Genomic DNA, 24,767 nt, shown 5'->3' with positions numbered 1-24,767 from the left:
CGTAAAGATAAGTAGGGGCTTCAGGCGTTGCCGGCGGCGTCAGCGGCATCGACCAGGGCTTGCACGGCCTGCACATCGGCGCGTACCGCGCGCCCGGAGGCGTCTGTCCGCATGGCGCCGCGTTCATCGACCGCATCATACAGGGCTATATGGATGCCGACTGGCGCACCCAGTTCCGCGCGGACCTCGCCGGCCAGCAGGCGCGCCTCGCGGCGGTCGGGCCACTGGCCCTTCCACAGGAAGCTGAGGGTCTCGACCTCGCCGCGGCCGCCGAAGTGGCGGCTTTCGCTGGTTTCGAAGTCGACCCCGGCATTGATCAGGTGCAGCGCGGCATCCTTGGCGCTGTCACAGAAGCACTGCAGATAGATATCGGAGTGTTCGGTGGCGGTGCCGTTGAGCACCGCGCCGACCAGATACGGCCGGAACGGCGCCAGGTCGTGCATTGCCATCACCGCGAGCCGGCGCAGCAGCGCCAGCACGCGCGGCTGGCTGTCGGCGTGGAACAGCGCCTGGTAGGCGCGAACTTCAGCTTCGACCTGCTCGTTGTCGGGCAGCCATTCGCCCGGCACGCGTTGTTCGCCCAGCACCTGGCGCGCGGCCTTGCGCTTGGCGGTGGCGTAGTCGGCACCGTCCTCGGCGATCATGCGGGCGGCGGCCTGGGCGATTTCCTCGCGCAGGCGGGTGGGGTCTGGGGCGGTACGTCGGTTCATGCCCCATGATACCGGAGGCGTCCGCGCACGCGGTGCGCGCGCTGCCGCAGTGCAGCGAAGGGCGCTGGCGCTCGGGTACAATCGGAGGCTTCCTGCCCGGCCGCCGCACCGCACGACACGGCTCCAACCCAGCCGCCGCGCCGCCGGGCCCGAATCCCCACGCCTGCGGGCTTCAAGTCTTTCCGGGAACCCATGCATATTCATATCCTTGGCATCTGCGGCACCTTCATGGGCGGCCTGGCGGTGCTGGCCAAGCAGGCCGGCCACCGCGTCACGGGCTGCGATGCCAACGTCTACCCGCCGATGAGCACCCAGCTCGAAGCCCAGGGAATCGAACTGATCGAGGGCTTCGACCCCGCCCAGCTGTCGCTGGAGCCGGACCTGTTCGTGATCGGCAACGTGGTCTCGCGCGGCAATCCGCTGATGGAGGCCATCCTTGACCGCAACCTCCCTTATGTGTCGGGCCCGCAATGGCTGGGCGAGCACGTGCTGGCGCGCAAGTGGGTGCTGGCGGTGGCCGGCACGCACGGCAAGACCACCACCACCTCGATGCTGGCCTGGATCCTCGAGGACGCCGGCTACAACCCGGGCTTCCTGGTCGGCGGGGTGCCGCAGAACTTCGGCATCTCGGCGCGGGTGACCGAATCGGACTTCTTCGTGATCGAGGCCGACGAGTACGACACGGCGTTTTTCGACAAGCGCAGCAAGTTCGTTCACTATCGCCCGCGCACCGCCATCCTGAACAACCTGGAATACGATCACGCCGACATCTTCCCGGATCTGGCCGCGATCGAGACCCAGTTCCATCACCTGGTGCGCACCGTGCCTGGCCAGGGCCGGATCGTCGTCAATGGCGTCGAAGAGAGCCTGGCGCGCGTGCTGGAGCGCGGCTGCTGGAGCGAAGTGGAGCAGTTCGGCGTTGGCGACTGGCGCGAGAGCGACGCTGCCGGCAGTGAGGCGGCGCCGGGCAAGGACGCGTTCGATGTGTGGTTCGGCGACGCCGTCGAAGGCACGGTGGTGTGGGACCTGCAGGGCACCCACAACCGCATGAACGCGCTCGCCGCGATCGCCGCCGCGCGCCATGTCGGGGTGCCGGCCGCGCAGGCCATCGCGTCGCTGTCGCGCTTCGCCAACGTCAAGCGCCGCATGGAAGTGCGCGGCGTGGCCGGCGGCGTCACGGTCTACGACGATTTCGCCCACCATCCCACCGCGATCCAGACCACGCTGGACGGGCTGCGCCGCCGCGTCGGCAAGGCCCGCATCCTGGCGGTGCTGGAGCCGCGTTCCAACACCATGAAGCTGGGCGTGATGAAGGCGCAGCTGCCGGCCAGCCTGGAGCAGGCCGACCTGGTGTTCGGCTACGGCGCTCCCGCCGGCAAGGACGCGCTGGGCTGGGACCTGTCCGAAGCACTGGCGCCGCTGGGCGCCACGGCCACCGCGTTCCAGGACCTGGGCGCGCTGGTGCAGGCGGTGCGCGCCGCGGCGCGGCCCGGCGACCATGTGCTGGTGATGAGCAACGGCGGCTTCGGCGGCGTGCACCAGAAGCTGCTGGACGCGCTGGCCCAGGGCACGGCCGGCTGACCGTACGCGCCATGCTGCTGTATCTGCACGGATTCCGCTCTTCGCCCCAGTCGTTCAAGGCCCAGCTGGTGCAGGCGCGCATGCGCGAGTGGGGCGTGGGCCGTTACTACGCCTGCCCCACGCTAAATGTCTCGCCGGCGCTGGCGATCGCGCAGGCCGAGGCGGCGATTCGCGCCGCGCGGGCGGGCGGCGACCAGGACATCGCCATCGTCGGCTCGTCGCTGGGCGGCTTCTATGCGCGCTGGCTGGGCGAGCAGCACGGCTGCAAGACCGTCTTGCTCAATCCCGCCATCCATCCCTGGACCGACCTCGAAAGCTACCTGGGCGAACAGCCGCTGTGGCACGGCGGCGGTTCGGTCACGGTCGAACGCCGCCACTTGCAGGAACTGCTGGACCTGCGCGTGGACACCATCACCCGGCCCGAGCGCTACTACCTGATTGCCGCCACCGGCGACGAGGTGCTGGACTACCGCGAAATGGTGCAGGCATGCCCCGGCGCGAACATCCGCGTGATCGAGGGCAGCGACCACGGCATCAGCGAATTTGCCGACTACGTCGACGATGTGCTCGCCTTCTGCGGCTATGGCCCGGGCGGCAAGGTGCCCGCCGGCGCCGGCGCGGCATGAGCGCGCAGTCGGTGCGCCGCGGCGGCTGGAGCCCGCATCTGGCCTTCGATGCGGCCATCACGCCCAACCTGCGGCGCTGGGTTACCGGCGATGACGGCTCGCTGACGGCGCGGCTGGTGGCCGCGTCCGCGCGCTTTCGCGTGGCGCGGCTGCTGCAGGCGCCGCAGCGCCCGCTCGCCGACGAATGGCAGGCGCTGGGCCAGGCCGATCGCACTCCCGCGCTGACGCGCGAGGTGCTGCTGATCTGCGACGACATTCCCGCCATATTCGCCCACACCGTGGTGCGGCTGCGCCATGCGCGCCGCGACTGGCCGTTCCTGCGCGGGCTGGGCGAGCGCCCGCTGGGCGGGCGCCTGTTCGTCGATCCGGCGGTGCGGCGCGAGCCGTTCCAGTTTGCGCGGCTGCTGCCGCACCACCCGCTGCGCCAGGCCCTGCACCGCGTGCTGCCGGACATGGCGGCCGTGCCCATGCTGACCGCGCGGCGCTCGGTGTTCCGGCGCGGCGGCGGCGTCATGCTCGTGACAGAAGTGTTCCTGCCGGACCTGCTGTCGCGGCCATCCCCGGGGACCGAGGCGGTTCCGCATCCCAAATATATGCGGACCACAGACCGAAGCCCTGTTTCGACACACACTACCGAAACCACGAAAGAGACCACGAGATGAAACTGCAGGGTCGGGTTGCCATCATCACCGGTGCCGCCGCCGGCATCGGCTTTGCCACCGCGCAGCGCTTTGCCGAAGACGGCGCCATCGTCGTGCTGTGCGACGTGCAGGAAGCGCGCGTGCACGAGGCCGCCGCCAGGCTGGCGGCCACCGGCGCCACCGTATCGGCCTACCGCGTCGACGTGACGCGCCGCGACGAGGTCGACGCCATGGTCGCCGCCGTGCTGGCCGCGCACCAGCGTATCGATATCCTCGTCAACAACGCCGGCATCACCAAGGACGCGCGCCTGGCCAAGATGACCGAGGCCCAGTTCGATGCCGTCATCGACGTCAACCTGAAGGGCGTGTTCAACTGCGCGCAGGCCGTGGCCGGGCTGATGACCGAGCAGGGCAAGGGCGTGATCCTGAACGCTTCCAGCGTGGTCGGCCTGTACGGCAATTTCGGCCAGACCAACTACGCCGCCAGCAAGTTCGGCGTGATCGGCTTCACCAAGACCTGGGCGCGCGAACTGGGCCCCAAGGGCGTGCGCGTGAACGCGGTGTGCCCGGGCTTCGTCAATACCGAGATCCTGCAGACCGTGCCGGACAAGGTGCTGGACGGCATGAAGTCGTCGTGCTGGCTGCGCCGGCTGGCCGAGCCGGCCGAGATCGCCAGCATCTACGCCTTCCTGGCCAGCGACGACGCCAGCTACGTCAACGGCGTGGCGATCGAGGCCAGCGGCGGCATGTCGCTCTGAGCCCGGCGGGCGGCCGGACCGGGGTGCGGTATCATGCCAGGTCTCAGGCCGGGGCCTTGCCGGTCACCGGCAGGCCGACGACGGGCCGCAGACAGGCCCTCGCCCCGCACCCGTTCCCGTTCGCACGCGTTGATGTCCGGGTGCGCGCGGTGGCACCGGCGGTGGCACCCGCAGTGGCACCATTTCTCCCACAGGATCCGCTCCAGCGCTGGCCACAAGGCCGCCCGGCGCGGTTCCGCGCATAGTTGAAAGTACCGATCGATGCAGTTGCTGTTCGAAGAAGGCGGCGAGATCCGCGCCGGCACCGTGCTGAACCAGCAGGGCGAGGCTTACCAGGTGGAGCTGCCGGCCGGCAAGCGCACCAAGGTCAAGTCGCGCGACGTGCTGCTGCAGTTCGCGCAGCCGTCGGCGCCCGAGCTGGTGCGCCAGACCGGCGAGCTGGTGGCCGAGATCGACCTGGACTTCCTGTGGGAATGCGCGCCCGAGGCCGAGTTCGGCTTTGCCGAGCTGGCCGCCGAATACTACGGCGCCGAGCCCGGCGCGGTGCAGCAGGCGGCGCTGGCGATGGCGCTGCACGGCAATCCGGTGTACTTCCGCCGCAAGGGGCGCGGCCGCTACCAGCGCGCGCCCGAAGACCAGCTCAAGGCCGCGCTGGCCGCGCTCGAGCGCAAGCGCCAGCAGGCGCTGGTGCAGGCCGAATATGAAGACCAGCTGAAGGCGCTGACGCTGCCGGAATCGTTCCGCAACAAGGTGCTGCAGCTGCTGTTCAAGCCCGACAAGAACAGCCTGGAATACAAGGCCATGGACGCCGCCTGCACCGCGCTCGGCATGTCGCCGATGCGGCTGATGGTGGCCGCCGGCGGCGTCGCCAGCGCGCGCGCGCTGCACGAGGCCAAGTTCCTCGCCGAGTGCTTTCCCAAGGGCACCGGCTTTCCCGATACCGACGTGCCCGAGCCGCCGGCCGACCTGCCGCTGGCCGAGGTCGAGGCGTTCTCGATCGACGACGTCACCACCACCGAGATCGACGACGCGCTGTCGGTGACGCAACTGCCCGACGGCAAGCTGCGCATCGGCATCCATATCGCCGCGCCGGCGCTGGGCATCCGCCGCGGCGAGCCGCTCGACGTAATCGCGCGCCAGCGCCTGTCGACGGTCTATTTCCCGGGCGACAAGATCACCATGCTGCCTGACCCGGTGGTCGAGCGCTACACGCTGCAGGAAGGCCGGGTGTGCCCGGCGCTGTCGCTGTACGTGACGGTGGACCCGTCGGTGTGGCTGATCACCGGCAGCGAGACCCGCGCCGAGATGGTGCCGATCGCCGCCAACCTGCGCCACAACCTGCTCGACGATGTCATCACCGAGGCCTCGTTCGCCGAAGGCACCGGCGACTACCCGTTCCGCGAGGCGCTGACCCGGCTGTGGCACTTTGCCGGCTATCTGTACGACGAGCGCCAGAAGGCGCGCCTGGCCAGCGGCCTGCGCCCCGAAACGCATAACCGCGCCGACTTCAACTTCTATCTCGACGACCAGGCCGACGGCAGCCAGCGCGTGCGCATCGAGCAGCGCAAGCGCGGCTCGCCGCTGGACAAGATCGTGGCCGAGATGATGATCCTGGCCAACAGCACCTGGGGCAAGCTGCTGGCCGACCATGGCGTGCCCGGCATCTACCGCACGCAAAAGGCGTGGGGCATGCACCGCACGCGCATGCAAACCTACCCCGCGCCGCACGAAGGCCTGGGCGTGGCGCAGTACGCGTGGAGCACCTCGCCGCTGCGCCGCTATGTCGACCTGGTCAACCAGTGGCAGATCCTGGCGGTGGCCCAGCATGGCGTGACCGCCAAGCTGGTGGCGCCGTTCAAGCCCAAGGACGCCGACCTGCTGGCCGCGGTGGCCGACTTCGAAGGCACCTACGCCGCCTATGCCGACCACCAGTCGACCATGGAGCGCTACTGGTGCCTGCGCTGGCTCAAGCAGGAAAACCGCGAGCGCATGGTGGCGTCGGTGCTCAAGGAAGGCGCGGTGCGCTTTACCGAGATCCCGCTGGTCACGCGCGTGCCCGAGCTGGTGCAGGCGCAGCGCGGCACCCAGGTGCTGCTCGAGATCGGCGAGACCGACGAGATCACGCTGGAGGTCTCGTGCCGGGTGCTCGAGATCTTCGCCGGTGAAGGCGAAGTCCCCGAGGAAGAGCTGGAAAGCGACGAGGAAGCCGCGGAGATCTCGGCTGAAGCCGCTGCCGAGGAAGCGGCCGAACAAGCCGCCGAGCACGCCGCGGGCGTGGCCGACGAGGAGCCGGCCGCAGCCGGCGGCGACGCTGGCGGCGAGGCGTCGGGCGAGCGCGACACCGGCACCCCGGCGGCCGGCTGAAGCCTTCGGAAATCGGCGGGGCTCCCTTACAATGCGGGTCGGGTCTGTCCGGACCCGCGGGCCTGCAGGCCCGCTCTGGCGCCGCTAATGGCCGGTACCGGCCGGTGCCGCCGCGGTTGTCTCCCGAGCCCTCATGCATCCATCGTGAACGCCACTCTTGCCGCTTCCCGCCCCTGGTGGCATGCCAGGTGGCAAAACAGCAGTATGCTGGCCCGGGCGCTGGCCATTTCCGTGGCTGTGCACGCGCTGCTGCTGATGGTGCGGGTGGCCGCGCCGGAAGTGTTCGAGATCAAGCGCAGCGATGCCGCGCTGGACGTGGTGCTGGTCAATGCCAAGTCGGCGCAGAAGCCGCGCAACCCGACCGCGCTGGCGCAGGCCAACCTCGACGGCGGCGGCGACCATGACCTGCAACGCGCCACCACGCCGCTGCCGGCGCAGACGCTGACGCAGGAGGGCGACCTGGTGCGCCAGGTGCAGCGCCGCGTCGAGCAGCTGGAACAGGAGCAGCAGCGCCTGCTGACCCAGGCGCGCGAGGCCGCGCCGGCGGTGCGCAACCAGCCGCTCAAGCCGGGCGAGAAGCGCCAGGACACGCCGCAGCGCGGCCAGGACGAGCGCACCTCGGCCGACGAGATGGCCAGGCTGGAAGCCGAGATCGGCCGCAACCTGGAGCACTACGCCAAGCGGCCCAAGCGTTTCCAGCTGACCGCCACCAGCGCGCAGGCGGTCGACTACGCGCAGTATTACGACCGGCTGCGCCGCAAGATCGAGGCGCGCGGCACCACGGATTTCCCGCAACGCAACGGCAAGCCGCTCTACGGCCAGCTGATCCTGGTGATCAACGTCAACCGGCAGGGCAAGCTCGGCTACAACCGCGATGGCTACAACGTCGATGCCATCGACGTGGTCAAGAGCTCGGGCGATCCCGCGCTGGACCGCCAGGCGGTGGCGATCGTGCGCGCAGCCGCGCCGTTCGGCGCCTTTACCGCGGAGATGTCGGCGCGCCAGGACATCCTCGAAGTCATATCCACTTTCAAGTTTTCGCGCAGCGGGCTGGAAACCCGCCTGCAGGCACGCTGATGACATCCACTGACTCTTCCCAAGCCAGCGCCGACCGCTATGTGGTGATCGGCAACCCGGTCGCGCACAGCCGCTCGCCGGCGATCCACGCCGCCTTCGCGCGCCAGACCGGCGAGGCCGTGCAATATGACCGCCTGGAGGCGCCGCTGGACGGGTTTGCCGACACCGTGCGCCAGTTCTTTGCCGACGGTGGCTACGGCTGCAACGTGACCGTGCCGTTCAAGCTGGAGGCCTATGACCTGGCCGACCGCCTGACCGAGCGCGCCGAGGCCGCCGGCGCGGTCAATACGCTGTGGATCGAGGAGGGCTTGATCCATGGCGACAATACCGACGGCATCGGCCTCGTGCGCGATATCCAGGACAACCTCGATACGCTGATCGAGGGCAAGCGCGTGCTGCTGCTGGGTGCCGGCGGCGCGGCCATGGGCGCAATGCTGCCGCTGATCGAATGCCGGCCGTCGCGCATCGTGGTGGCCAACCGCACCGCGTCGCGCGCCAGCGACATGCTCGAGGAGTTTGTCGAGGCGGCCGACCAGTATGGCGTCGAGCTGTGGGGCGGCGGCCTCGATGCGCTCGAGGGCCTGTCCGAGGACGAGGCCGTCGACGTGGTGATCAACGCCTCGTCCAGCAGCCTGCAGGGCGAGGTGCCGCCGGTGCCGGAGTTCCTGCTGGGTGAAGGCGTGCTGGCCTACGACATGATGTACGGCGCCGAGCCCACCGTGTTCCTGCAGTTCGCCGCGCGCTGCGGCGCGCGCGTCAGCGACGGGCTGGGCATGCTGGTCGAGCAGGCCGCCGAGGCCTTCTATATCTGGCGCGGCGTGCGGCCCCGCACCGCGCCCGTGCTGGCCGAGCTGCGCGCCGCGCTGCAGGCCGAACGCAAGGGCTGAGCGGGCGTCGCCAGCCGTGGCCATCCGTAATCGCACGGCCAGCGCTGCCCGCGGCGCTGCTTCCGCCGGATCGGTACTGAATCCGGTGCGCTGGCTCGGCTACCTGCTGGGCTGCATGGTCGCGGGCGTGCTGGCGATGCAGTTGTACTTCTTCGTGCAGATTGCCAGCTGGCAGTATGTCAATCCGTCGAGCACGACCTTCATGCGCGCCGAGCGCTGGCGGCTGTGCGGCTTCAACTTTTGGAGCTGCGGGCTGGAACGCGACTGGGTGCCGTATGAGCGCATCTCGCGCAACCTCAAGCGCGCGGTGATCGCCAGCGAGGACGCGGGCTTCGTCAACCATCCCGGCTACGAACTCGATGCCATGCTCGATGCCTGGGAGCGCAACAAGAAGCGCGGCCGCATCGTGCGCGGCGCATCGACCATCACGCAGCAACTGGCCAAGAACCTGTTCCTGTCGTCGGAGCAGCATTACCTGCGCAAGGGACAGGAGCTGGCGATCACGTGGATGCTGGAATTCTGGCTCGACAAGCAGCGCATCTACGAGATCTATCTGAATTCGGTCGAGTGGGGCGAGGGCGTGTTCGGCGCGCAGGCCGCGGCGCAGCACTACTTCCGCACCAGTGCCGACAAGCTCAGCGTGGGCCAGTCAGCGCGCCTGGCGGCGGCGCTGCCGGCGCCCAAGTGCTTCGACAAGAAGGAATACTGCGCCAACGTGCGCGTGAACTTCCGCGCCAAGGCGGGCATCATCGCGCGGCGGATGGGGGCGGCGACGCTGCCCGACTGAAGCCGCCGCCCTCAGCTCAGCCAACCCTTCCTGCGGAAATACACCAGCGGGATCGCCGCCGACACCGCCATCAGCGCAATCGCCCACGGATAGCCGGCACCCCAGTCCAGTTCCGGCATGAACTTGAAGTTCATGCCGTAGATGCTGGCGATCAGCGTCGGCGGCATCAGCGCCACCGACACCACCGAGAACAGCTTGATGATCTTGTTCTGGTTGATGTTGATGAAACCGACCGTGGCATCCATCAGGAAGTTGATCTTGTCGAACAGGAACGCGGTGTGGTTCTCGATCGAGTCGATGTCGCGCAGGATCTGGCGTGCCTCGTCCTGCTGCTCGGCCGACAGCAGCTGGCTGCGCATCAGGAACGACACCGCGCGGCGCGTGTCCATGACGTTGCGGCGGATGCGGCCGTTCAGGTCTTCCTCGCGCGCGATGGTTTCCAGCACGTCGGCCGCGGCGGCATCGGTCACGTTCTCGGCCAGCACGCGGCGGCTGGCTTCTTCCAGGCGTTCGTAGATTTCCTCGATCGAGTCGGCCGAGTATTCCGCGTCGGTCGCGTACAGGTCCATCAGCACGTCCTTGGCGTTGCGCACCGAACCCGGGCGCATGCGCGCGCGCAGCCGCACCAGCCGGAACACCGGCAGGTCTTCGTCGTGGATGGAGAACAGCACGTCCTTGGTCAGCACGAAGGCGACGCGCACGTTGCGCGACACCTCTTCCTCGTCGAGCAGGAAGTCGGTGCGGATATGGATATTCTCGTCCTCGCCCTCGAAATAACGCGCGGACGCTTCCAGATCGCCCAGGTCTTCCAGTTCAGGAAGGGCGACGCCATAGGCTTCCTTGATCCAGTTCAGTTCCTCGTCGTCGGGATTGACGACATCGATCCAGATCGGCTTGTGCTGCAGCAGCTCATTGCGCTCGTCGACCTGCTCCTGGGCAAGCCGGCCTTTCTGCAGGACGAACAGGTTGATCATCCCCGGGATTCCTTATTGCTGATTGCGACGAAAAACAAAGACAAGCGCGAAGACAAGCGCAGGCGGCTCGCCGCATTCCCAGGTATTGCGTCATGCCCCGTCATGGCCCCGCGGCATGCCGCAAAAGGAGCCGAAAATGGCCGGGCCACGGGCAAGCGTGATCGCGCTGTCCCGCGGCTGCGCGGGGCAGGCGGACAAGGCGATGGCGTTTGCCTGGGTTGGCTGGCTAGCCGGGAGAGGGAAGATCCGCCACGGTGGGCGCGCATGGAGGCGCCGCCGGTGGCACGGAAAGACACTCGCCCGCAGTTCTGACTGCGGGCAAGGCCGACGAAGCGCGGAGCCGGGTGCTCCGGGCGGGTCGTCGTTACGCAGCCCGCAGTGACATGGCATTCGCAGAGGTCGCAGCGTTGCTGCGCCAACTCGAACACCCGATGCTACTGCCCACGTAATTTCTCCGGGATTGTGATGGCCGCGAGTGTAGCCCAACGGAGGGTGGCTTGTTAAGTGAAATCTCCGCGACGGGCGCGCGCCGTTGCCGCCCCGCGACCCGTCACGCACCGCTGGCGTCAGCCGGCCACGCCGCGCAGCCGGCGCCACAGCAGCGGCGCCAGCATCACCGAGGACAGCGCCAGGAACATCAGCACGATCGCGGCGTAGTCCTGCCAGTGCGGCTGCTCGCCCAGCATCCACATCCCGGAGAACACGCCGACCACCGGGATAAACATGATCGACAGGCTCGACACCACCGGCGGCAGGCTGCGCGCCAGCCCGAACCAGACCAGGTGGCAGAAGGCGAAGACCACCACCGCGTTGTAGGCGATCGCGGCCCATTCGATGGCGGTGGGCATGCGCCAGCCGTCTTCCAGCAGCAGCGAGCCCAGCGCCAGGAAGGGCAGCGTCACCGCCAGCATCCAGAAGGTCATGGCGCCGATCGGCACGTCGGTCTGGGTGCGCTTCATCAGCTGGGTGCCGAAGCCCCAGCCGGCCGCGGCCAGCAGCATCAGCAGCGTGCCGGCCGGGCTGCCGGTCAGCGCGGCAAGCTCGCCCGACAGCAGCAGCACCGTGCCCGCGAGCGCGCAGCCGATGCCCAGCCAGGCCCACCCGCCGATACGCTCGCGGAAGAACACCAGGCCCCAGACCACCGCCCAGATCGGCATGGTGTAGCCCAGGATCGCGGCGCGGCCCGACGACAGCATCTTGACCGCGCAGATCGCGAACAGGTGCCAGATCACCATGTTTGGCAGCGCCAGCCGCAACACCGTGCCCCATTCGCGCCGGGGCACCGCCAGCGAATCGCCGCGCAGCCGCAGCGCCAGCCCCAGCGCCACCAGCCCGCCGGCCATGCACAGCAGGCGGAAGCCCATCGCCGGGAAATGCGCCACGCCCACCTTCATGATGGGCCAGTTGATGCCCCAGGCGAGCGTCAGCACCACAAGCAGGAAGAGACCACGGCGATCGAGAGACATGACGGGACGCGGCTGTGCGGGATGCCGCGCATTGTTTTGAGACGAAGCGCAAAACGATAGCACGCAGCGGGTAAAATTGCCGAAAGCGACATATGCTGCAGGGATGAAAGGTTTTCACGCCGCTGCGGCCAACCGCGCCGGCCGAGTCCATCGGCCAGGATCGACCAGGATCGGCCTCACGATGAGACGCCGGCGCCACCAGGACATTCCGAGTACCCATGACTTTCACCGAGCAGCTTGCTGCCGCCTGGCAGCGCAACGATTCCCTCCTGTGCGTCGGGCTCGATCCTGATCCGCACAAGCTTCCGCTGTCCCTGACCGGGGCCGGCGGCGCCATCTTCTCGTTCTGCCGCGAGATCGTCGACGCCACCGCCGACCTGGTCTGCGCCTTCAAGCCGCAGATCGCCTACTTCCATTCGCAGCGCGCCGAAGACCAGCTCGAGCAGCTGATCCACTATATCCACGATGCCCACCCCGGCATCCCGGTGATCCTCGACGCCAAGCGCGGCGACATCGGCTCGACCGCCGAGCACTATGCGCTGGAAGCCTTCGAGCGCTACCAAGCCGATGCCGTCACGGTCAGCCCGTACATGGGCTTCGACTCGATGCAGCCCTATCTCGCCTATCCGGACCGCGGCGTGATCGTGCTGTGCCGCACCTCCAACCCGGGCGGTTCGGACGTGCAGTTCCTGCAGGTCGACGGCAAGCCGCTGTACCAGCTGGTGGCCGAGGCCGCGCGCGAACGCTGGAACACCACCGGCCAGATGGGCCTGGTGGTCGGCGCGACCTTCCCCAACGAGATCGCGCGGGTGCGCCAGATCGTCGGCGACATGCCGCTGCTGATTCCCGGCATCGGCGCCCAGGGCGGCGATATCGAAGCCACGGTAAAGGCCGGGCGCACCGCCGACGGCACCGGCATGATGATCAATTCGTCGCGCGCCATCCTGTACGCCAGCCGCGAGAAAGACTTCGCGGAGGCGGCGCGCAGCGTCGCGCTGCAGACGCGCGAAACCATCAACCGCTACCGCCACGGCTGACCGCCGCACGCGGCACAACAAAAAACCGCGCCTGCTGTGCGCGGTTTTTTGTTGGATCGGGCTGCTTACGGCGGCGGGCCTTCAGGGCCGTTTCAGGCCTCGTTGCGCAGCAACTCCACCAGGCCCCGCATCGCGTGCTCGGCCGCCTGGCGCCGGATCTGTGCGCGGTCGCCGGGAAAGCGCTGGGTCTCGACGATGGTGGTGATGCGGTTGCTCCAGCCAAAGCACACCATGCCGACGGGTTTTTCCGGGGTGCCGCCGTTGGGGCCGGCGACGCCGGTGATCGACAGCGACACCTGCGCGCGGCTGTTCAGCAGCGCCCCTTCCGCCATCGCGCGCGCAACCTCTTCGCTGACTGCGCCGTGATCGCGTATCAGCTTGGCTGGCACCCCCAGCATGGTCGACTTGGCCTCGTTGGAATACGTGACGAAGCCGCGCTCGAACCAGCCCGACGAGCCCGACACGTCGGTAATGGCGGCGGCGACCAGGCCGCCGGTGCAGGATTCGGCGGTGGCCAGCATCAGGGATTTGTCGGCTAGGGCGACGCCGGCCTGGATGGCGAGCTGGTCGAGCAGGCGGCTGACGGACATGATGGGTGCAGGGGTTGTTTTGGGGAATCAGTCTGGCGTTCGCCGCTCAGAACGAGCGCCACAGGGCAAACACCAGCAGCGTGTAGAACGCCGCGAAGATGTCGTCGAACATCACGCCGAAGCCGCCGCGCAGGCCCGGGCCTTTCAGGCTGCGGTCATAGTGGCCGATCGGCGCCGGCTTGGCGATATCGAACAGCCGGAACCACAGGAACGCGGCGAACTGGCCCCAGAAGCCGGTCGGCATGACAAAGGCCAGCACCAGCCAGAACGCCACGATCTCGTCCCAGACCATGCTGCCGTGGTCGTGCACGCCCATGTCGCGCGCGGTGCGGGCGCACGCCCACAGGCCCAACACGAAGCCGCCGCTGATGATCCACAGCCAGGTGGCGGGCTCGATCCACAGCGAAATCACCACGAACGACAGCCAGGCGTAGAGCGTGCCGACGGTGCCGGGGCCGACCGGCGACAGGCCCGAGCCGAAGCCGAAGGCAATCAGGTGCGCCGGATGCGCCAGCATGAAGCGCGCGCTCGGGCGCGTGACCTTGACGGTCTGGCCGGCTTCCAGGGTCAGGGCGGGGTCGCGCGGCGCGGCCCCGGGAGGGAAGGTGGACATCAAAGTTGGCTCGTGTGATGCGGATACGGCTTATGGTTATGGCCGGCTTGCGCTGCGATGCGTGCGGGACTCCCGTGCCCGCGCAGGCGCCGATGCCGGCATCATGACATGCCTGTGACCCGGTGTCAGGGGGCTGCGAAATGGTCGAAGCTGGCGCCCTCGTAGCGGGTCGGGTTGCCGGCGCGGTCGACCAGCCGCAGGCCGGGCTCGGGCGTGATCGCGCCGACGCGCGTCAGCGGCAGCGCCAGCCGCTCGCTGATGGCCGCAATGGCGTCGCGATGGCCGGCGGGCGCGGTGAAACACAGCTCATAGTCGTCGCCGCCGGCCAGCACGCATTCGCGCTGGATGGCGTCGGGCTGCCCGGCCAGCACTGCCGAGCGGGGCAGGGCATCGACATCCACCAGCGCCCCCACCTGCGAACGCGCCAGGATATGGCCGAGATCACCGACCAGGCCGTCGGAGATATCCAGTGCTGCATGCGCCACGCCTCGCAGGGCCATGCCCAGCGCCACCCGCGGCGTGGGTGTGTCCATGCGCGGCCGGACCTGGCTGAATTCGGGCTCGGGCAGCAGCCATTCGCCGCGGCAGTCGCCCAGCGCCAGCCGGGCATCGCCCAGGGTGCCGGAGATCCAGATATCGTCGCCGGGGCGCGCGGCGTCGCGGCGTAGCGCCGCGCGCAGCGGCACGTCGCCGAATACCGTCAGCGACAGCGTCAGCGGGCCGCGCGTGGTGTCGCCGCCCACCAGTTCGCAGCCGTGTTCGTCGGCCAGCGCCAGCATGCCTGCGGCAAGTTCGGCCAGCCACTCGGGCTCGGCCGCGGGCAGCGCCAGCGCCAGCGTGAAGGCGCGGGGCTCGGCGCCCATCGCGGCCAGGTCCGACAGGTTCACCGCCAGCGCCTTGTGGCCGAGCGCGCGCGGCGCCACGTCCGCGAAGAAATGCCGGCCGCTGACCAGCATGTCGGTGCTGATGGCGAGATGATGGCCAGGCCGGCCTTCGATCAGCGCGCAGTCGTCGCCTACGCCGAGCGCGGCCTTGCGCACCGGCCGCGTGAAGTAGCGGCGGATCAGGTCGAATTCGGAAAGCGGGGCGGGCTGGGCGTTGGGCATTGTCGAGCGGCAGCCCGGTGCGGGCGGATGGGGTGACGGCGGTTTTCCAGGGAGATCGCCGGCGTTTGCCGGCAGATCCCGCAGCGGGCACTTGGCGTCAGCATGGGGCGTACCCAGCGTTTCAGCAAGATACTGCCGCACATCACAGCCATGACCGCCATGCGCTGCGCCGCTCGGGCGCGCGGACGCTACGCTTGCTGGTGTTGCCCCGGAGGATGGGGCATATTGTACCGAATCGCAAAGGTGCCCCAAGCAAAAGGCTTATTGTGAAATAGTTTTTCACTATATAAAATGCTGGGTTCCAAAGGAAGAGAAGGGCGGACGCGTGGAGCCGGTCCGCCGATCGTCCCCGCCTTGTCAATGACGGCTCCACCGATTGGAAGATGCGCCGATGACCAGCCCACAGTCCCCGTCCCAAGACGATCTGAAACAGCAGCAGCGCGAGGCGCTGCGCAAAGCGGCGCTCGAATATCACGAGTTTCCCACCCCCGGCAAGATCTCGGTCACGCCGACCAAGCCGCTGTCGAACCAGCGCGACCTGGCCCTGGCGTATTCGCCCGGCGTCGCCGCGGCTTGTGAAGAAATCGTTTCCGATCCGGCCAACTCGTTCCGCTACACCGCGCGCGGCAACCTGGTCGCGGTGATTACCAACGGCACCGCCGTGCTGGGCCTGGGCGACATTGGCGCCGCGGCCTCCAAGCCGGTGATGGAAGGCAAGGGCGGGCTGTTCAAGAAGTTTGCCGGTATCGACGTGTTCGATATCGAAATCGACGAGAAGGACCCGGAAAAGTTGGTCCAGATCATCGCCGCGCTCGAGCCCACCTTCGGCGGCATCAACCTGGAAGACATCAAGGCACCAGAGTGCTTCTACGTCGAGCGCAAGCTGCGCGAGAAGATGAAGATCCCCGTCTTCCACGACGACCAGCACGGCACCGCCATCGTGGTCGCGGCGGCCGTCATCAACGGCCTGAAGGTGGTCGGCAAGGATATCGCCAAGGTCAAGCTGGTGGCCTCCGGCGCCGGCGCGGCCGCACTGGCCTGCCTGGACCTGCTGGTCGACATCGGCCTGCCGATCGAAAACATCTGGGTGACGGACCTGGCCGGCGTGGTCTACGAAGGCCGCACCGAGCTGATGGACCCGGAAAAGGCGCGCTTCTCGCAAAAGACCGACAAGCGCAAGCTGGGCGAAGTGATCGACGGCGCCGACATCTTCCTGGGCCTGTCCGCGGCGGGCGTGCTGAAGCAGGACATGGTCCAGCGCATGGCCGACAAGCCGCTGGTGCTGGCGCTGGCCAACCCGAATCCCGAAATCTCGCCGGAACTGGTCAAGGAAGTGCGTCCGGACGCGGTGATGGCCACCGGCCGTACCGACTATCCGAACCAGGTCAACAACGTCCTGTGCTTCCCGTTCATCTTCCGCGGGGCACTGGATTGCGGCGCGACCACCATCACGCGCGAGATGGAAATCGCCGCGGCCAATGCGCTGGCCGAACTGGCACGCCAGGAGCAGAGCGACATCGTAGCCACCGCCTACGGCATCCAGGACCTGTCGTTCGGTCCCGAGTACCTGATCCCGAAGCCGTTCGACCCGCGCCTGATCGTCAAGGTGGCGCCGGCCGTGGCCGAAGCCGCGATGAAGTGCGGCGTGGCCGCGCGCCCGATCGAGGACATGGACGCGTACCGCCTGCAGCTGCAGCAGTTCGTGTACCACTCCGGCACGGTGATGAAGCCGATCTACGCCGCCGCACGCAAGGTCGAGATGGAGAAGAAGCGCATCGTCTTCGCCGAGGGCGAGGAAGAGCGCGTGCTGCGCGCGGTGCAGGTGATCGTCGACGAAAAGCTGGCCAACCCGATCCTGATCGGCCGTCCCGCCGTGCTGCAGCACCGCATCGAGCGCTTCGGCCTGCGCCTGCGCGCCGGTGTGGACTTCACCGTGGTCAACCCGGAACACGACGAGCGCTTCCGCGACTATTCCGACGCCTACTTCCGCATGATGGCCCGCCAGGGCATCACGCCGCAGTACGCCAAGCTGGAAATGCGCCGCCGCACCACGCTGATCGGCGCGATGCTGGTGCACAAGGGCGAGGCCGACGGCATGATCTGCGGCACCGTCAGCAACACTGCGGCGCACCTGCGCTATATCGACCAGGTGCTGGGCGGCACCAACAAGGTCTATGCGGCGATGAACGGCCTGGTGCTGCCGGGCCGTCAGATCTTCCTGGTCGACACCCACGTCAACGTCGATCCGAGCGCCGAGGAACTGGCCGCGATCACGCTGATGGCGGCCGAAGAGCTGAAGCGCTTCGGCATCGAACCCAAGGTCGGCCTGCTGTCGCATTCGAACTTCGGCTCGTCCGAGGCGCCATCGGCGCGCAAGATGCGCGAAACCCTGGCGATCCTGCGCGAGCAGGCGCCGGAGCTGGAGATCGATGGCGAGATGCACGGCGACTGCGCGCTCGACCAGAAGCTGCGCGACCAGTTGGTGCCGGACGGCACGCTCAAGGGCGAAGCCAACCTGCTGGTGTGCCCGAATATCGACGCGGCCAATATCTCGTACAACCTGCTCAAGGTTGCCGCGGGCAACAACGTCGCGATCGGCCCGATCCTGCTGGGCGTGAAGGCGCCCGTGCACATCCTGACGCCGTCGGCGACGGTGCGCCGCATCGTCAACATGACGTCGCTGGTGGTGGTCGACGCCGCCGCCAAGCGCTAAGCCGACCGCGCTGGCCCCGCGCGGGCCAGTGTGAGGAAAAGCCGGGTTCGCCCGGCTTTTTTAATCGCCTCAAGATGGCGGTTAGTATGCGCACACATACGCTTAACATATTGAAACAATTGAAGAAATTGCGCTGCAATAGCACCGGGATTGATTAATTGCGTGCATGCGCGTAACCTTACGCCTTTGATACAGGCGCTCGCCATGAGCGCCCCGGTGCGGCCGGCATTCCTCGCGCGACGCTTCATGAGAGCGCAGAGGGGGCAGGCCAGGGTGGCCCGGACAGATCGTCTACCCAACCAGCGGCAGGCTCGATTTCCGGTTCAACCAAGACACAAGCAACGTGGGTTTCCAAGTTTCTCCGATGCGGCACGCAACGCGCATGCTGGCCCGGTCCCTGACCGGCGCGGCGCTGGTGCTGGCCCTGGCGCAACCGACGCTGGCGCGCCAGGCACAGACCGAAGGGCTGGGAACCATTGCAGTGCAGCAGTTGCCCAACGAAGCGCGGCAGACCCTGGAGCGCATTGAAGCCGGCGGCCCGTTCCCGTATGACAAGGACGGCTCGCGATTCGGCAACTACGAACGCATCCTGCCGCTAAAAGAACGCGGTTACTACCGCGAATACACGGTCAAGAGCGCCAGGAGCCGGAACCGGGGAGCCAAGCGGATCGTCTGCGGCGGGGAACAGCGCGCTGCCAACGATTGTTACTACACGGAAGACCACTACAACAGCTTCAAACGGATACTCAAATGATGACTGACATTTTCGGACTGGGCGACGCCCTTGCCGCCCGCGAAGAGCGCGGCGCCGGAGATGGCTGGCAGCGGGCTCAGCAGCAGGCCCAGAACCTATACGACAACGTGCTGATGATGCCGAGCCACGAGCTCATGCAAAAACTCCCGCCCGCGACCGCGCCCGTGGCCATGCCCGCCGGTCCCGGTTGGAACGACGGCACCAGCGAGGGGGCCATGAACCTGTTCAAGACGGTGCGTCCGAACATCGTCCAGTCGATCCGCGCCTTCCGCGTGCCGGAACTGGCGCAGGCCGCGGCCGACCTCGGCCAGCATTTCCTCTATGCCAATTGCGCGCATTGCGCGAGCAAGGCGGAGATCCTGGAAACCATCGCCACCTCGTTCACCTTCCCCAAGCATTTCGGCAAGAATTTCGACGCGCTCGCCGACTGCCTGACCGACATGATCTACAAGGCTGGCCCGCAGCCGGGTTTCGTGATCGTGCTGGAGGGCTTGCCGATCGCGCAGAAGTTCGACAAGGAAGCGCGCGAGGTGCTGCTCGACGTGTTCCGCGACGCCGCCGAGTTCTGGGGCGAGCGCAAGGTGCAGTTCCGCGTGTTCTATTCGTTCGCCTGACCGCGCTGACTGCCGTTCCACGGCGTACCAGACAAAAAGCCCGCTGATGCGGGCTTTTTGCATGTTGGGGCAGTGCCGCGCTATTCCTGCGCCGGCAGGTGGCCATGCGGCGTGAGCCGGTCGATCAGCTCCGGCAGGCCTTCGCTCAGTTGCGCCGCGACGTCGTCCTGTGACATGCCGGTGCTCTGCGCCAGCGACTGCAGCGCGCCGGTGTCGTTGAGCGCGTCGCTCAGCGCCGACGGCGTGACCGGCTGGTTGGCGCCGCTGCCGATCCATGAATTGACCTGCTCGCCCAGCCCGGCCTGCGCCAGGATTTGCTGCAGCGCGCCGATGCCGCCAGCGGCAGCGCCCAGCGCCTGGCTGTTGGCGGGCGCGCCGCCCTGGCCGCCCAGCAGGCCGCCGAGCAGCGAGCCCAGGTCGAGTCCGCCGGTAGCGCCGCCCGGCGCGGTGCCAGCGCTGGCGCCGCCGCCGAGCATGCCGCCCAGCAGCCCGCCGAGGCTGCCCAGCCCGCCCAGGCCATCATCGGCCGCGGCTCCGCCGCCGGCGGCATCGCCGCCTTGCGCGCGGCTGCGCATGGCCAGCGTTGCCAGCAGGCCGAGCGCCATCATCAGCTTGGGGTCGAGCCCGCCGGCCTGGCCGCCCTGGCCGTTCTCTCCGCGCGCGCCGCCGAGCTGTCCGAGCACACCGCCCAGCACGCTATCGAGTAGTCCCATGGTCGACTCCTTTCAGTCAGGGTTGCAAGGTGACACAGGGCCGGGGTGGCCCCGTCGTCAGAATCCGCCCAGCAAGGCGTTCAGGGTTGCCAGGCATGCCAGCCCGGCGGTTTCCGTGCGCAGGATGCGCGGGCCGAGCGACACGCCGGTGAAACCGGCCTGCAGCGCGGCCTGTTCTTCTTCGGGGGCCAGGCCGCCTTCGGGGCCGATCAGCAGGGTGATGCCATCGGCCAGCAGCGTCTCGCGCCGTTCCGCCACCAGCGCCGGCAGCGCTTGCGCGGCACGCGGCGACACCAGCAGCCTGGTGCCGCCGTTGCCGGACCGGTCTGCGCGCGCCAGCCACGTATCCAAGTTAGTGACCTCCGCCACCGCCGGCAAACGATTTCGGCCGCATTGCTCGCAGGCGGCTTGGACCAGCGCCTGCCAGTGCGCGTGGCGCTTCTGTGCGCGCTCGCCGGACAGGCGCACCACCGAGCGGCTGGCCTGCAGCGGCTGGATCGCCGCGACGCCGAGTTCGACCGCTTTCTCGATCAGCCAGTCCATCTTGTCGCCGCCGGCCAGCCCCTGCGCCAGCGTGACGCGGAAGGGCGGCTCGGCCTCGGCCGCGTCATGCGCGCCGATGCGGGCCAGCGCGTGGCGCTTGCCCAGTTCGACCAGCGTGGCGGCGTGGCTGCCGCCGCGGCCGTCGAACAGGGTGATGGCGTCGCCCGGCGCCAGGCGCAGCACCTGCGCGTGGCGCACCACCGGTTCGGGCAGCGGGAAATCGGACTCGGCGGCCAGCACGGTATCCGCGCCGCCGACAAAAAATCTTGGCGCCATCAGCTTGCCTGGCCTGCCTGGTTCGCCTGGGCCAGCGGCTTGCCGAAGCCCCAGCGGTAGCCGTCGGGATCCTCGACCATGCAGTAGCGGTCGCCCCAGAACTGGTCGGCGGGTGCCATCAGGCTGACCGCGCCGGCATCGACCGCGCGCTGGTGCATGGCGTCGACATCGTCGCAATAGACATAGAAAGTCTGCGGGCATTCCACGCCGAGCGAGCGTGGCGTGCGCGCGGTGCTGCCCCATGCGCCCTCGGGCGCGAACATCACCACCAGCTGGCCCTGGTAGTGCATCTCGGCGTGCGTGGGGACGCCGTTTTCGTCGACCACGTTGCCGGGGGTGAAGCCGAAGGCGCGGCCATAGAAGTCCAGCGCGGCGCGGCCGTTGGCGACGGTCAGGTAGGGGGTGAGCCAGGGGGTGTTGGCCGGTCTGCTCATGATCGTCTCCTTGATCGTCTCCTGGTTGCGGGAAACCCGGCGCGACGGCGTGCCGCGCGGTGCGAGAGTGCATCTTACGCGTGCCGCGCTACGCTGTCGAAGTGCCGCGCCACGGTCCGCGCCGCGTCCTCGCCACGGTGCCGGGGTGAAGCATCAGGCATGCCGGGCCCCGGATAGTTCCGGTTGCCGGCATGCAGCGGTGCGGGCGGCCTGCGATGATCGCCCGGACTCGGCCGAGGGGGCGTCCGGGAGTCCGGAAAACCCCCTAGCTTCTGCTAAAATTGCGGTTTTCCTGCCGCCAAGGCTCACGCCGAATCCGCCCGCATGTCCGCCCTTGCCCATCCCGCCACAAGTCCCTTTGCTTCCCAGCCCGCCAAGCTGATGGCCGACGCCATCCGCGTGCTTGCCATGGACGCCGTCCAGCAGGCCAATTCCGGCCACCCCGGTGCGCCGATGGGCATGGCAGACATCGCCGTGGCGCTGTGGGGCCGGCACCTGAAGCACAACCCGAGCAACCCGCAGTGGGCCGACCGCGACCGCTTCGTGCTGTCCAACGGCCACGGCTCGATGCTGATCTACGCGCTGCTGCACCTGACCGGCTATGACCTGCCGATCGAAGAGCTGAAGAACTTCCGCCAGCTGCACAGCAAGACCGCCGGCCACCCGGAATACGGCATCACCCCGGGCGTGGAAACCACCACCGGCCCGCTCGGCCAGGGCATCACCAACGCCGTCGGCATGGCGCTGGCCGAGCGCCTGCTGGGCGAGGAATTCAACCGCCCTGGCTTCGACATCGTCGACCACTACACCTATGTGTTCCTGGGCGACGGCTGCCTGATGGAAGGCATCTCGCACGAGGCCTGCTCGCTGGCCGGCACGCTGAAGCTGAACAAGCTGATTGCGCTGTGGGATGACAACGGCATCTCGATCGACGGCGACGTGGTGCACTGGTTCAACGACGACACCCCGAAGCGTTTCGAGGCCTACGGCTGGAACGTGATCCGCGGCATCGACGGCCACGACGTGGTCGCGGTCGACAACGCCATCGCGCAGGCCAAGGCCAGCGACAAGCCGACCCTGATCTGCTGCCGCACCAAGATCGGCAAGGGCGCGCCCAACAAGGAAGGCGGCCACGACGTGCACGGCGCCCCGCTGGGCGGTGCCGAGGTGCTGGCCACGCGCGAGGCGCTGGGCTGGGCCCACGCCCCGTTCGAGGTGCCGGCCGAGGTCTACGACGCCTGGGACGCCAAGGCCAACGGCCAGGCGCTCGAGCGCGCCTGGAACGCGCTGTTCGAATCGTATGCCGAGCGCCACCCGTACGAGGCCAGCGAGTTCACCCGCCGCATGAAGGGCGAGCTGCCGGGCTCATTCGACGCCGCGGTCGAAGCCTTTATCGCCAAGTGCGAGGAAAAGGCCGAGACCATCGCCACCCGCAAGGCCAGCCAGAACACCATCGAGGCCTTCGGCCCGGTGCTGCCGGAGTTCCTCGGCGGCTCGGCCGACCTGACCGGCTCGAACCTGACCAACTGGTCGGGCAGCAAGGCGGTGCGCGTCGATGCCTGGGGTAACCACATCAACTACGGCGTGCGCGAGTTCGGCATGAGCGCGATCATGAACGGCATCGCGCTGCATGGCGGCTACATCCCCTACGGCGCGACCTTCCTGACGTTCTCGGACTACAGCCGCAATGCGCTGCGCATGGCGGCGCTGATGAAGATCCGCTCGCTGTTCGTGTTCACCCATGACTCGATCGGCCTGGGCGAGGACGGCCCGACGCACCAGTCGATCGAGCACGTCGCCAGCCTGCGCCTGATCCCGAATATGGACGTCTGGCGTACCGCCGACACCACCGAGACCGCCGTGGCGTGGGCCGAGGCGATCCGCCGCGAGAACGGCCCGAGCTGCCTGATCTTCAGCCGCCAGAACCTGCCGTTCCAGCAGCGCGACGATGCCACCCGCGCCAATATCGCGCGCGGCGGCTACGTGCTGCGCGACAGCGTGAATCCGAAGACTAGCCGTCCGGACGCCGTGATCCTGGCGACCGGCTCGGAAGTCGGCCTGGCCGTAGGCGCCGCCGACGCACTGGCCGCCGAGGGCGTGCACGTGCGCGTGGTGTCGATTCCCGCGACCACCGTGTTCGACAAGCAGGACACCGCCTACAAGGCCAGCGTGCTGCCGGCCGGCGTGCCGCGCGTGGCGGTCGAGGCCGGCGTGACGGACTTCTGGTGGAAGTACCAGGTCCAAGCGGTGGTGGGCATCGATACCTTCGGCGAATCGGCCCCGGCCGGCGTGCTGTTCAAGCACTTCGGCTTTACCGTCGACAATGTGGTCCGTACGGTGAAGGACACCCTTATCTAAGCATCCGGGCGCTGGAACCGCGCGGTGCGCCGCGCGGCGGACGCGGCGCCCACCGGTTTCAATCGATCCTCAGGAGAGACAGTCATGACCATCAAGATCGGCATCAACGGCTTCGGCCGCATCGGGCGCATGGTGTTCCGCGCCGCCGTCGCCAACTTCAAGGACATCGAAGTCGTCGGCATCAACGACCTGCTCGAGCCCGACTACCTGGCGTACATGCTGAAGTACGACTCGGTGCATGGCCGCTTTGACGGCGAAGTGTCGGTCGACGGCAATACCCTGGTCGTCAACGGCAAGAAGATCCGCCTGACCGCGGTCAAGGATCCGGCCGAGCTGAAGTGGGGCGAGATCGGCGCCGACGTGGTGGTCGAGTCGACCGGCATCTTCCTGACCAAGGAAGGCGCGCAGAAGCACATCGACGCGGGCGCCAAGAAGGTGATCATGTCGGCCCCGTCCAAGGACGACACCCCGATGTTCGTGTACGGCGTCAACCACGACACTTACAAGGGCGAGGCGATCATCTCCAACGCCAGCTGCACCACCAACTGCCTGGCCCCGGTGGCCAAGGTGCTGAACGACAAGTGGGGCATCAAGCGCGGCCTGATGACCACCGTGCACGCCGCCACCGCCACGCAGAAGACCGTCGACGGCCCGTCCAACAAGGACTGGCGCGGCGGCCGCGGCATCCTGGAAAACATCATCCCGTCGTCGACCGGCGCCGCCAAGGCCGTGGGCGTGGTGATCCCGCAGCTGAACAAGAAGCTGACCGGCATGTCGTTCCGCGTGCCGACCTCCGACGTGTCGGTGGTTGACCTGACCGTCGAGCTGGAAAAGTCGGCGTCGTACGAAGAAATCTGCGCCGAGATGAAGGCCCAGAGCCAGGGCGCGCTGAAGGGCGTGCTCGGCTATACCGAAGACAAGGTCGTCGCCACCGACTTCCGCGGCGATGCCCGCACCTCGATCTTCGACGCCGAAGCCGGCATCGCGCTGGACGGCACCTTCATCAAGGTCGTGAGCTGGTACGACAACGAGTGGGGCTACTCGAACAAGGTGCTGGAAATGGCCCGCGTGGTGGCCAAGTAATCGGCGCCTTCGCCAGCCATGGAAAACGCGCCTGCGGGCGCGTTTTTCGTTTCTCGGGCAGG

Annotated in this window: 23 protein-coding genes; 14 read left to right on the top strand and 9 right to left on the bottom strand. The window is 68.1% G+C overall.

Annotated features, from left to right (window positions below; all coding sequences use genetic code 11):
- Positions 1 to 20: 20 nt before the first annotated feature.
- Positions 21 to 710 (bottom strand): hypothetical protein, encoded by a 690-nt coding sequence (locus tag A2G96_RS19690; protein ID WP_062801730.1) that lies wholly within the window; start codon positions 708 to 710, stop codon positions 21 to 23.
- A gap of 192 nt (positions 711 to 902) precedes the next feature.
- On the opposite strand from A2G96_RS19690, the gene mpl reads away from it, so the two are divergent.
- From mpl to mtgA, 8 genes are all read left to right on the top strand, one after another.
- Positions 903 to 2,291, top strand: a complete 1,389-nt coding sequence (gene mpl, locus A2G96_RS19685; RefSeq protein ID WP_062801729.1) for a UDP-N-acetylmuramate:L-alanyl-gamma-D-glutamyl-meso-diaminopimelate ligase — start codon at positions 903 to 905, stop codon at positions 2,289 to 2,291.
- An 11-nt stretch (positions 2,292 to 2,302) separates the two neighbouring features.
- Positions 2,303 to 2,917, top strand: a complete 615-nt coding sequence (locus A2G96_RS19680) for a YqiA/YcfP family alpha/beta fold hydrolase (RefSeq protein WP_062801728.1) — start codon at positions 2,303 to 2,305, stop codon at positions 2,915 to 2,917.
- Positions 2,914 to 3,579 (top strand): chorismate--pyruvate lyase family protein, encoded by a 666-nt coding sequence (locus A2G96_RS19675; RefSeq protein ID WP_062801727.1) that lies wholly within the window; start codon positions 2,914 to 2,916, stop codon positions 3,577 to 3,579. The genes A2G96_RS19680 and A2G96_RS19675 overlap by 4 nt, the downstream gene beginning before the upstream one ends.
- Positions 3,576 to 4,316 (top strand): 3-oxoacyl-ACP reductase FabG, encoded by a 741-nt coding sequence (fabG, locus tag A2G96_RS19670; protein ID WP_062801726.1) that lies wholly within the window; start codon positions 3,576 to 3,578, stop codon positions 4,314 to 4,316. The genes A2G96_RS19675 and fabG overlap by 4 nt, the downstream gene beginning before the upstream one ends.
- Positions 4,317 to 4,577: 261 nt before the next feature.
- On the top strand, positions 4,578 to 6,680 hold the full coding sequence (locus tag A2G96_RS19665; RefSeq protein WP_062801725.1) for a ribonuclease catalytic domain-containing protein: 2,103 nt from the start codon (positions 4,578 to 4,580) through the stop codon (positions 6,678 to 6,680).
- Positions 6,681 to 6,824: 144 nt separating this feature from the next.
- Positions 6,825 to 7,757 carry an energy transducer TonB gene (locus A2G96_RS19660; RefSeq protein ID WP_082819012.1) on the top strand — a complete coding sequence of 311 codons (933 nt, stop codon included), beginning with the start codon at positions 6,825 to 6,827 and terminating at the stop codon, positions 7,755 to 7,757.
- Entirely contained in the window at positions 7,757 to 8,644 is an 888-nt protein-coding gene (gene aroE, locus A2G96_RS19655) for a shikimate dehydrogenase (RefSeq protein ID WP_062801723.1), read from the top strand. The genes A2G96_RS19660 and aroE overlap by 1 nt, the downstream gene beginning before the upstream one ends.
- A gap of 85 nt (positions 8,645 to 8,729) precedes the next feature.
- Positions 8,730 to 9,431: a monofunctional biosynthetic peptidoglycan transglycosylase gene (gene mtgA, locus A2G96_RS19650; RefSeq protein ID WP_062801722.1), complete on the top strand. Its 702-nt coding sequence runs from the start codon at positions 8,730 to 8,732 to the stop codon at positions 9,429 to 9,431.
- A gap of 11 nt (positions 9,432 to 9,442) precedes the next feature.
- Here the strand turns inward: mtgA and corA are convergent, their stop codons facing one another.
- Positions 9,443 to 10,405, bottom strand: a complete 963-nt coding sequence (corA, locus tag A2G96_RS19645; protein WP_018006324.1) for a magnesium/cobalt transporter CorA — start codon at positions 10,403 to 10,405, stop codon at positions 9,443 to 9,445.
- A gap of 566 nt (positions 10,406 to 10,971) precedes the next feature.
- Complete coding sequence (locus A2G96_RS19640) at positions 10,972 to 11,871, bottom strand: DMT family transporter (RefSeq protein ID WP_062801721.1); 900 nt, start codon at positions 11,869 to 11,871, stop codon at positions 10,972 to 10,974.
- A 218-nt stretch (positions 11,872 to 12,089) separates the two neighbouring features.
- Between A2G96_RS19640 and pyrF the strand changes: the two genes are divergently transcribed.
- Complete coding sequence (pyrF, locus tag A2G96_RS19635; RefSeq protein ID WP_062801720.1) at positions 12,090 to 12,908, top strand: orotidine-5'-phosphate decarboxylase; 819 nt, start codon at positions 12,090 to 12,092, stop codon at positions 12,906 to 12,908.
- A gap of 92 nt (positions 12,909 to 13,000) precedes the next feature.
- Here the strand turns inward: pyrF and A2G96_RS19630 are convergent, their stop codons facing one another.
- The 3 genes from A2G96_RS19630 to thiL form a co-directional block, all read right to left on the bottom strand.
- A complete protein-coding gene (locus A2G96_RS19630) occupies positions 13,001 to 13,498 on the bottom strand; it encodes a CinA family protein (protein ID WP_012353857.1) in 498 nt (165 codons plus the stop codon).
- A 46-nt stretch (positions 13,499 to 13,544) separates the two neighbouring features.
- Entirely contained in the window at positions 13,545 to 14,111 is a 567-nt protein-coding gene (locus tag A2G96_RS19625) for a phosphatidylglycerophosphatase A family protein (protein ID WP_062801719.1), read from the bottom strand.
- Between the two features lie 125 nt (positions 14,112 to 14,236).
- Positions 14,237 to 15,217, bottom strand: coding sequence for a thiamine-phosphate kinase (gene thiL / locus A2G96_RS19620; RefSeq protein WP_062801718.1), 981 nt, complete (start codon positions 15,215 to 15,217; stop codon positions 14,237 to 14,239).
- A 391-nt stretch (positions 15,218 to 15,608) separates the two neighbouring features.
- Here thiL and A2G96_RS19615 point away from each other — a divergent pair, with 391 nt between their 5' ends.
- The 3 genes from A2G96_RS19615 to A2G96_RS19605 all read left to right on the top strand — a co-directional run bounded on the left by A2G96_RS19615 (position 15,609) and on the right by A2G96_RS19605 (position 19,298).
- Positions 15,609 to 17,930, top strand: a complete 2,322-nt coding sequence (locus A2G96_RS19615; RefSeq protein ID WP_062801717.1) for an NADP-dependent malic enzyme — start codon at positions 15,609 to 15,611, stop codon at positions 17,928 to 17,930.
- A gap of 382 nt (positions 17,931 to 18,312) precedes the next feature.
- Positions 18,313 to 18,684: a guanyl-specific ribonuclease gene (locus A2G96_RS19610; protein WP_062801716.1), complete on the top strand. Its 372-nt coding sequence runs from the start codon at positions 18,313 to 18,315 to the stop codon at positions 18,682 to 18,684.
- Positions 18,681 to 19,298: a barstar family protein gene (locus A2G96_RS19605; RefSeq protein WP_062801715.1), complete on the top strand. Its 618-nt coding sequence runs from the start codon at positions 18,681 to 18,683 to the stop codon at positions 19,296 to 19,298. The genes A2G96_RS19610 and A2G96_RS19605 overlap by 4 nt, the downstream gene beginning before the upstream one ends.
- A gap of 80 nt (positions 19,299 to 19,378) precedes the next feature.
- Here the strand turns inward: A2G96_RS19605 and A2G96_RS19600 are convergent, their stop codons facing one another.
- The 3 genes from A2G96_RS19600 to A2G96_RS19590 are packed head-to-tail and all read right to left on the bottom strand — an operon-like array spanning position 19,379 to position 21,264.
- Complete coding sequence (locus A2G96_RS19600) at positions 19,379 to 20,011, bottom strand: YidB family protein (RefSeq protein ID WP_062801714.1); 633 nt, start codon at positions 20,009 to 20,011, stop codon at positions 19,379 to 19,381.
- A gap of 57 nt (positions 20,012 to 20,068) precedes the next feature.
- Positions 20,069 to 20,830 carry a 16S rRNA (uracil(1498)-N(3))-methyltransferase gene (locus A2G96_RS19595; protein WP_062801713.1) on the bottom strand — a complete coding sequence of 254 codons (762 nt, stop codon included), beginning with the start codon at positions 20,828 to 20,830 and terminating at the stop codon, positions 20,069 to 20,071.
- Positions 20,830 to 21,264, bottom strand: a complete 435-nt coding sequence (locus A2G96_RS19590; RefSeq protein ID WP_062801712.1) for a VOC family protein — start codon at positions 21,262 to 21,264, stop codon at positions 20,830 to 20,832. Before A2G96_RS19590 ends, A2G96_RS19595 begins: the two co-directional genes overlap by 1 nt.
- 324 nt (positions 21,265 to 21,588) lie before the next feature.
- On the opposite strand from A2G96_RS19590, the gene tkt reads away from it, so the two are divergent.
- Together tkt and gap are read left to right on the top strand one after the other, a co-directional pair.
- Positions 21,589 to 23,622: a transketolase gene (tkt, locus tag A2G96_RS19585; RefSeq protein WP_174549304.1), complete on the top strand. Its 2,034-nt coding sequence runs from the start codon at positions 21,589 to 21,591 to the stop codon at positions 23,620 to 23,622.
- Between the two features lie 84 nt (positions 23,623 to 23,706).
- Positions 23,707 to 24,705, top strand: a complete 999-nt coding sequence (gene gap, locus A2G96_RS19580; protein ID WP_062801710.1) for a type I glyceraldehyde-3-phosphate dehydrogenase — start codon at positions 23,707 to 23,709, stop codon at positions 24,703 to 24,705.
- Positions 24,706 to 24,767 lie beyond the last annotated feature (62 nt).

Origin of the sequence: Cupriavidus nantongensis (genome assembly GCF_001598055.1) — a bacterium.
Lineage (GTDB): Bacteria > Pseudomonadota > Gammaproteobacteria > Burkholderiales > Burkholderiaceae > Cupriavidus > Cupriavidus nantongensis.
This window is presented reverse-complemented; position numbering and strand designations above follow the sequence as displayed.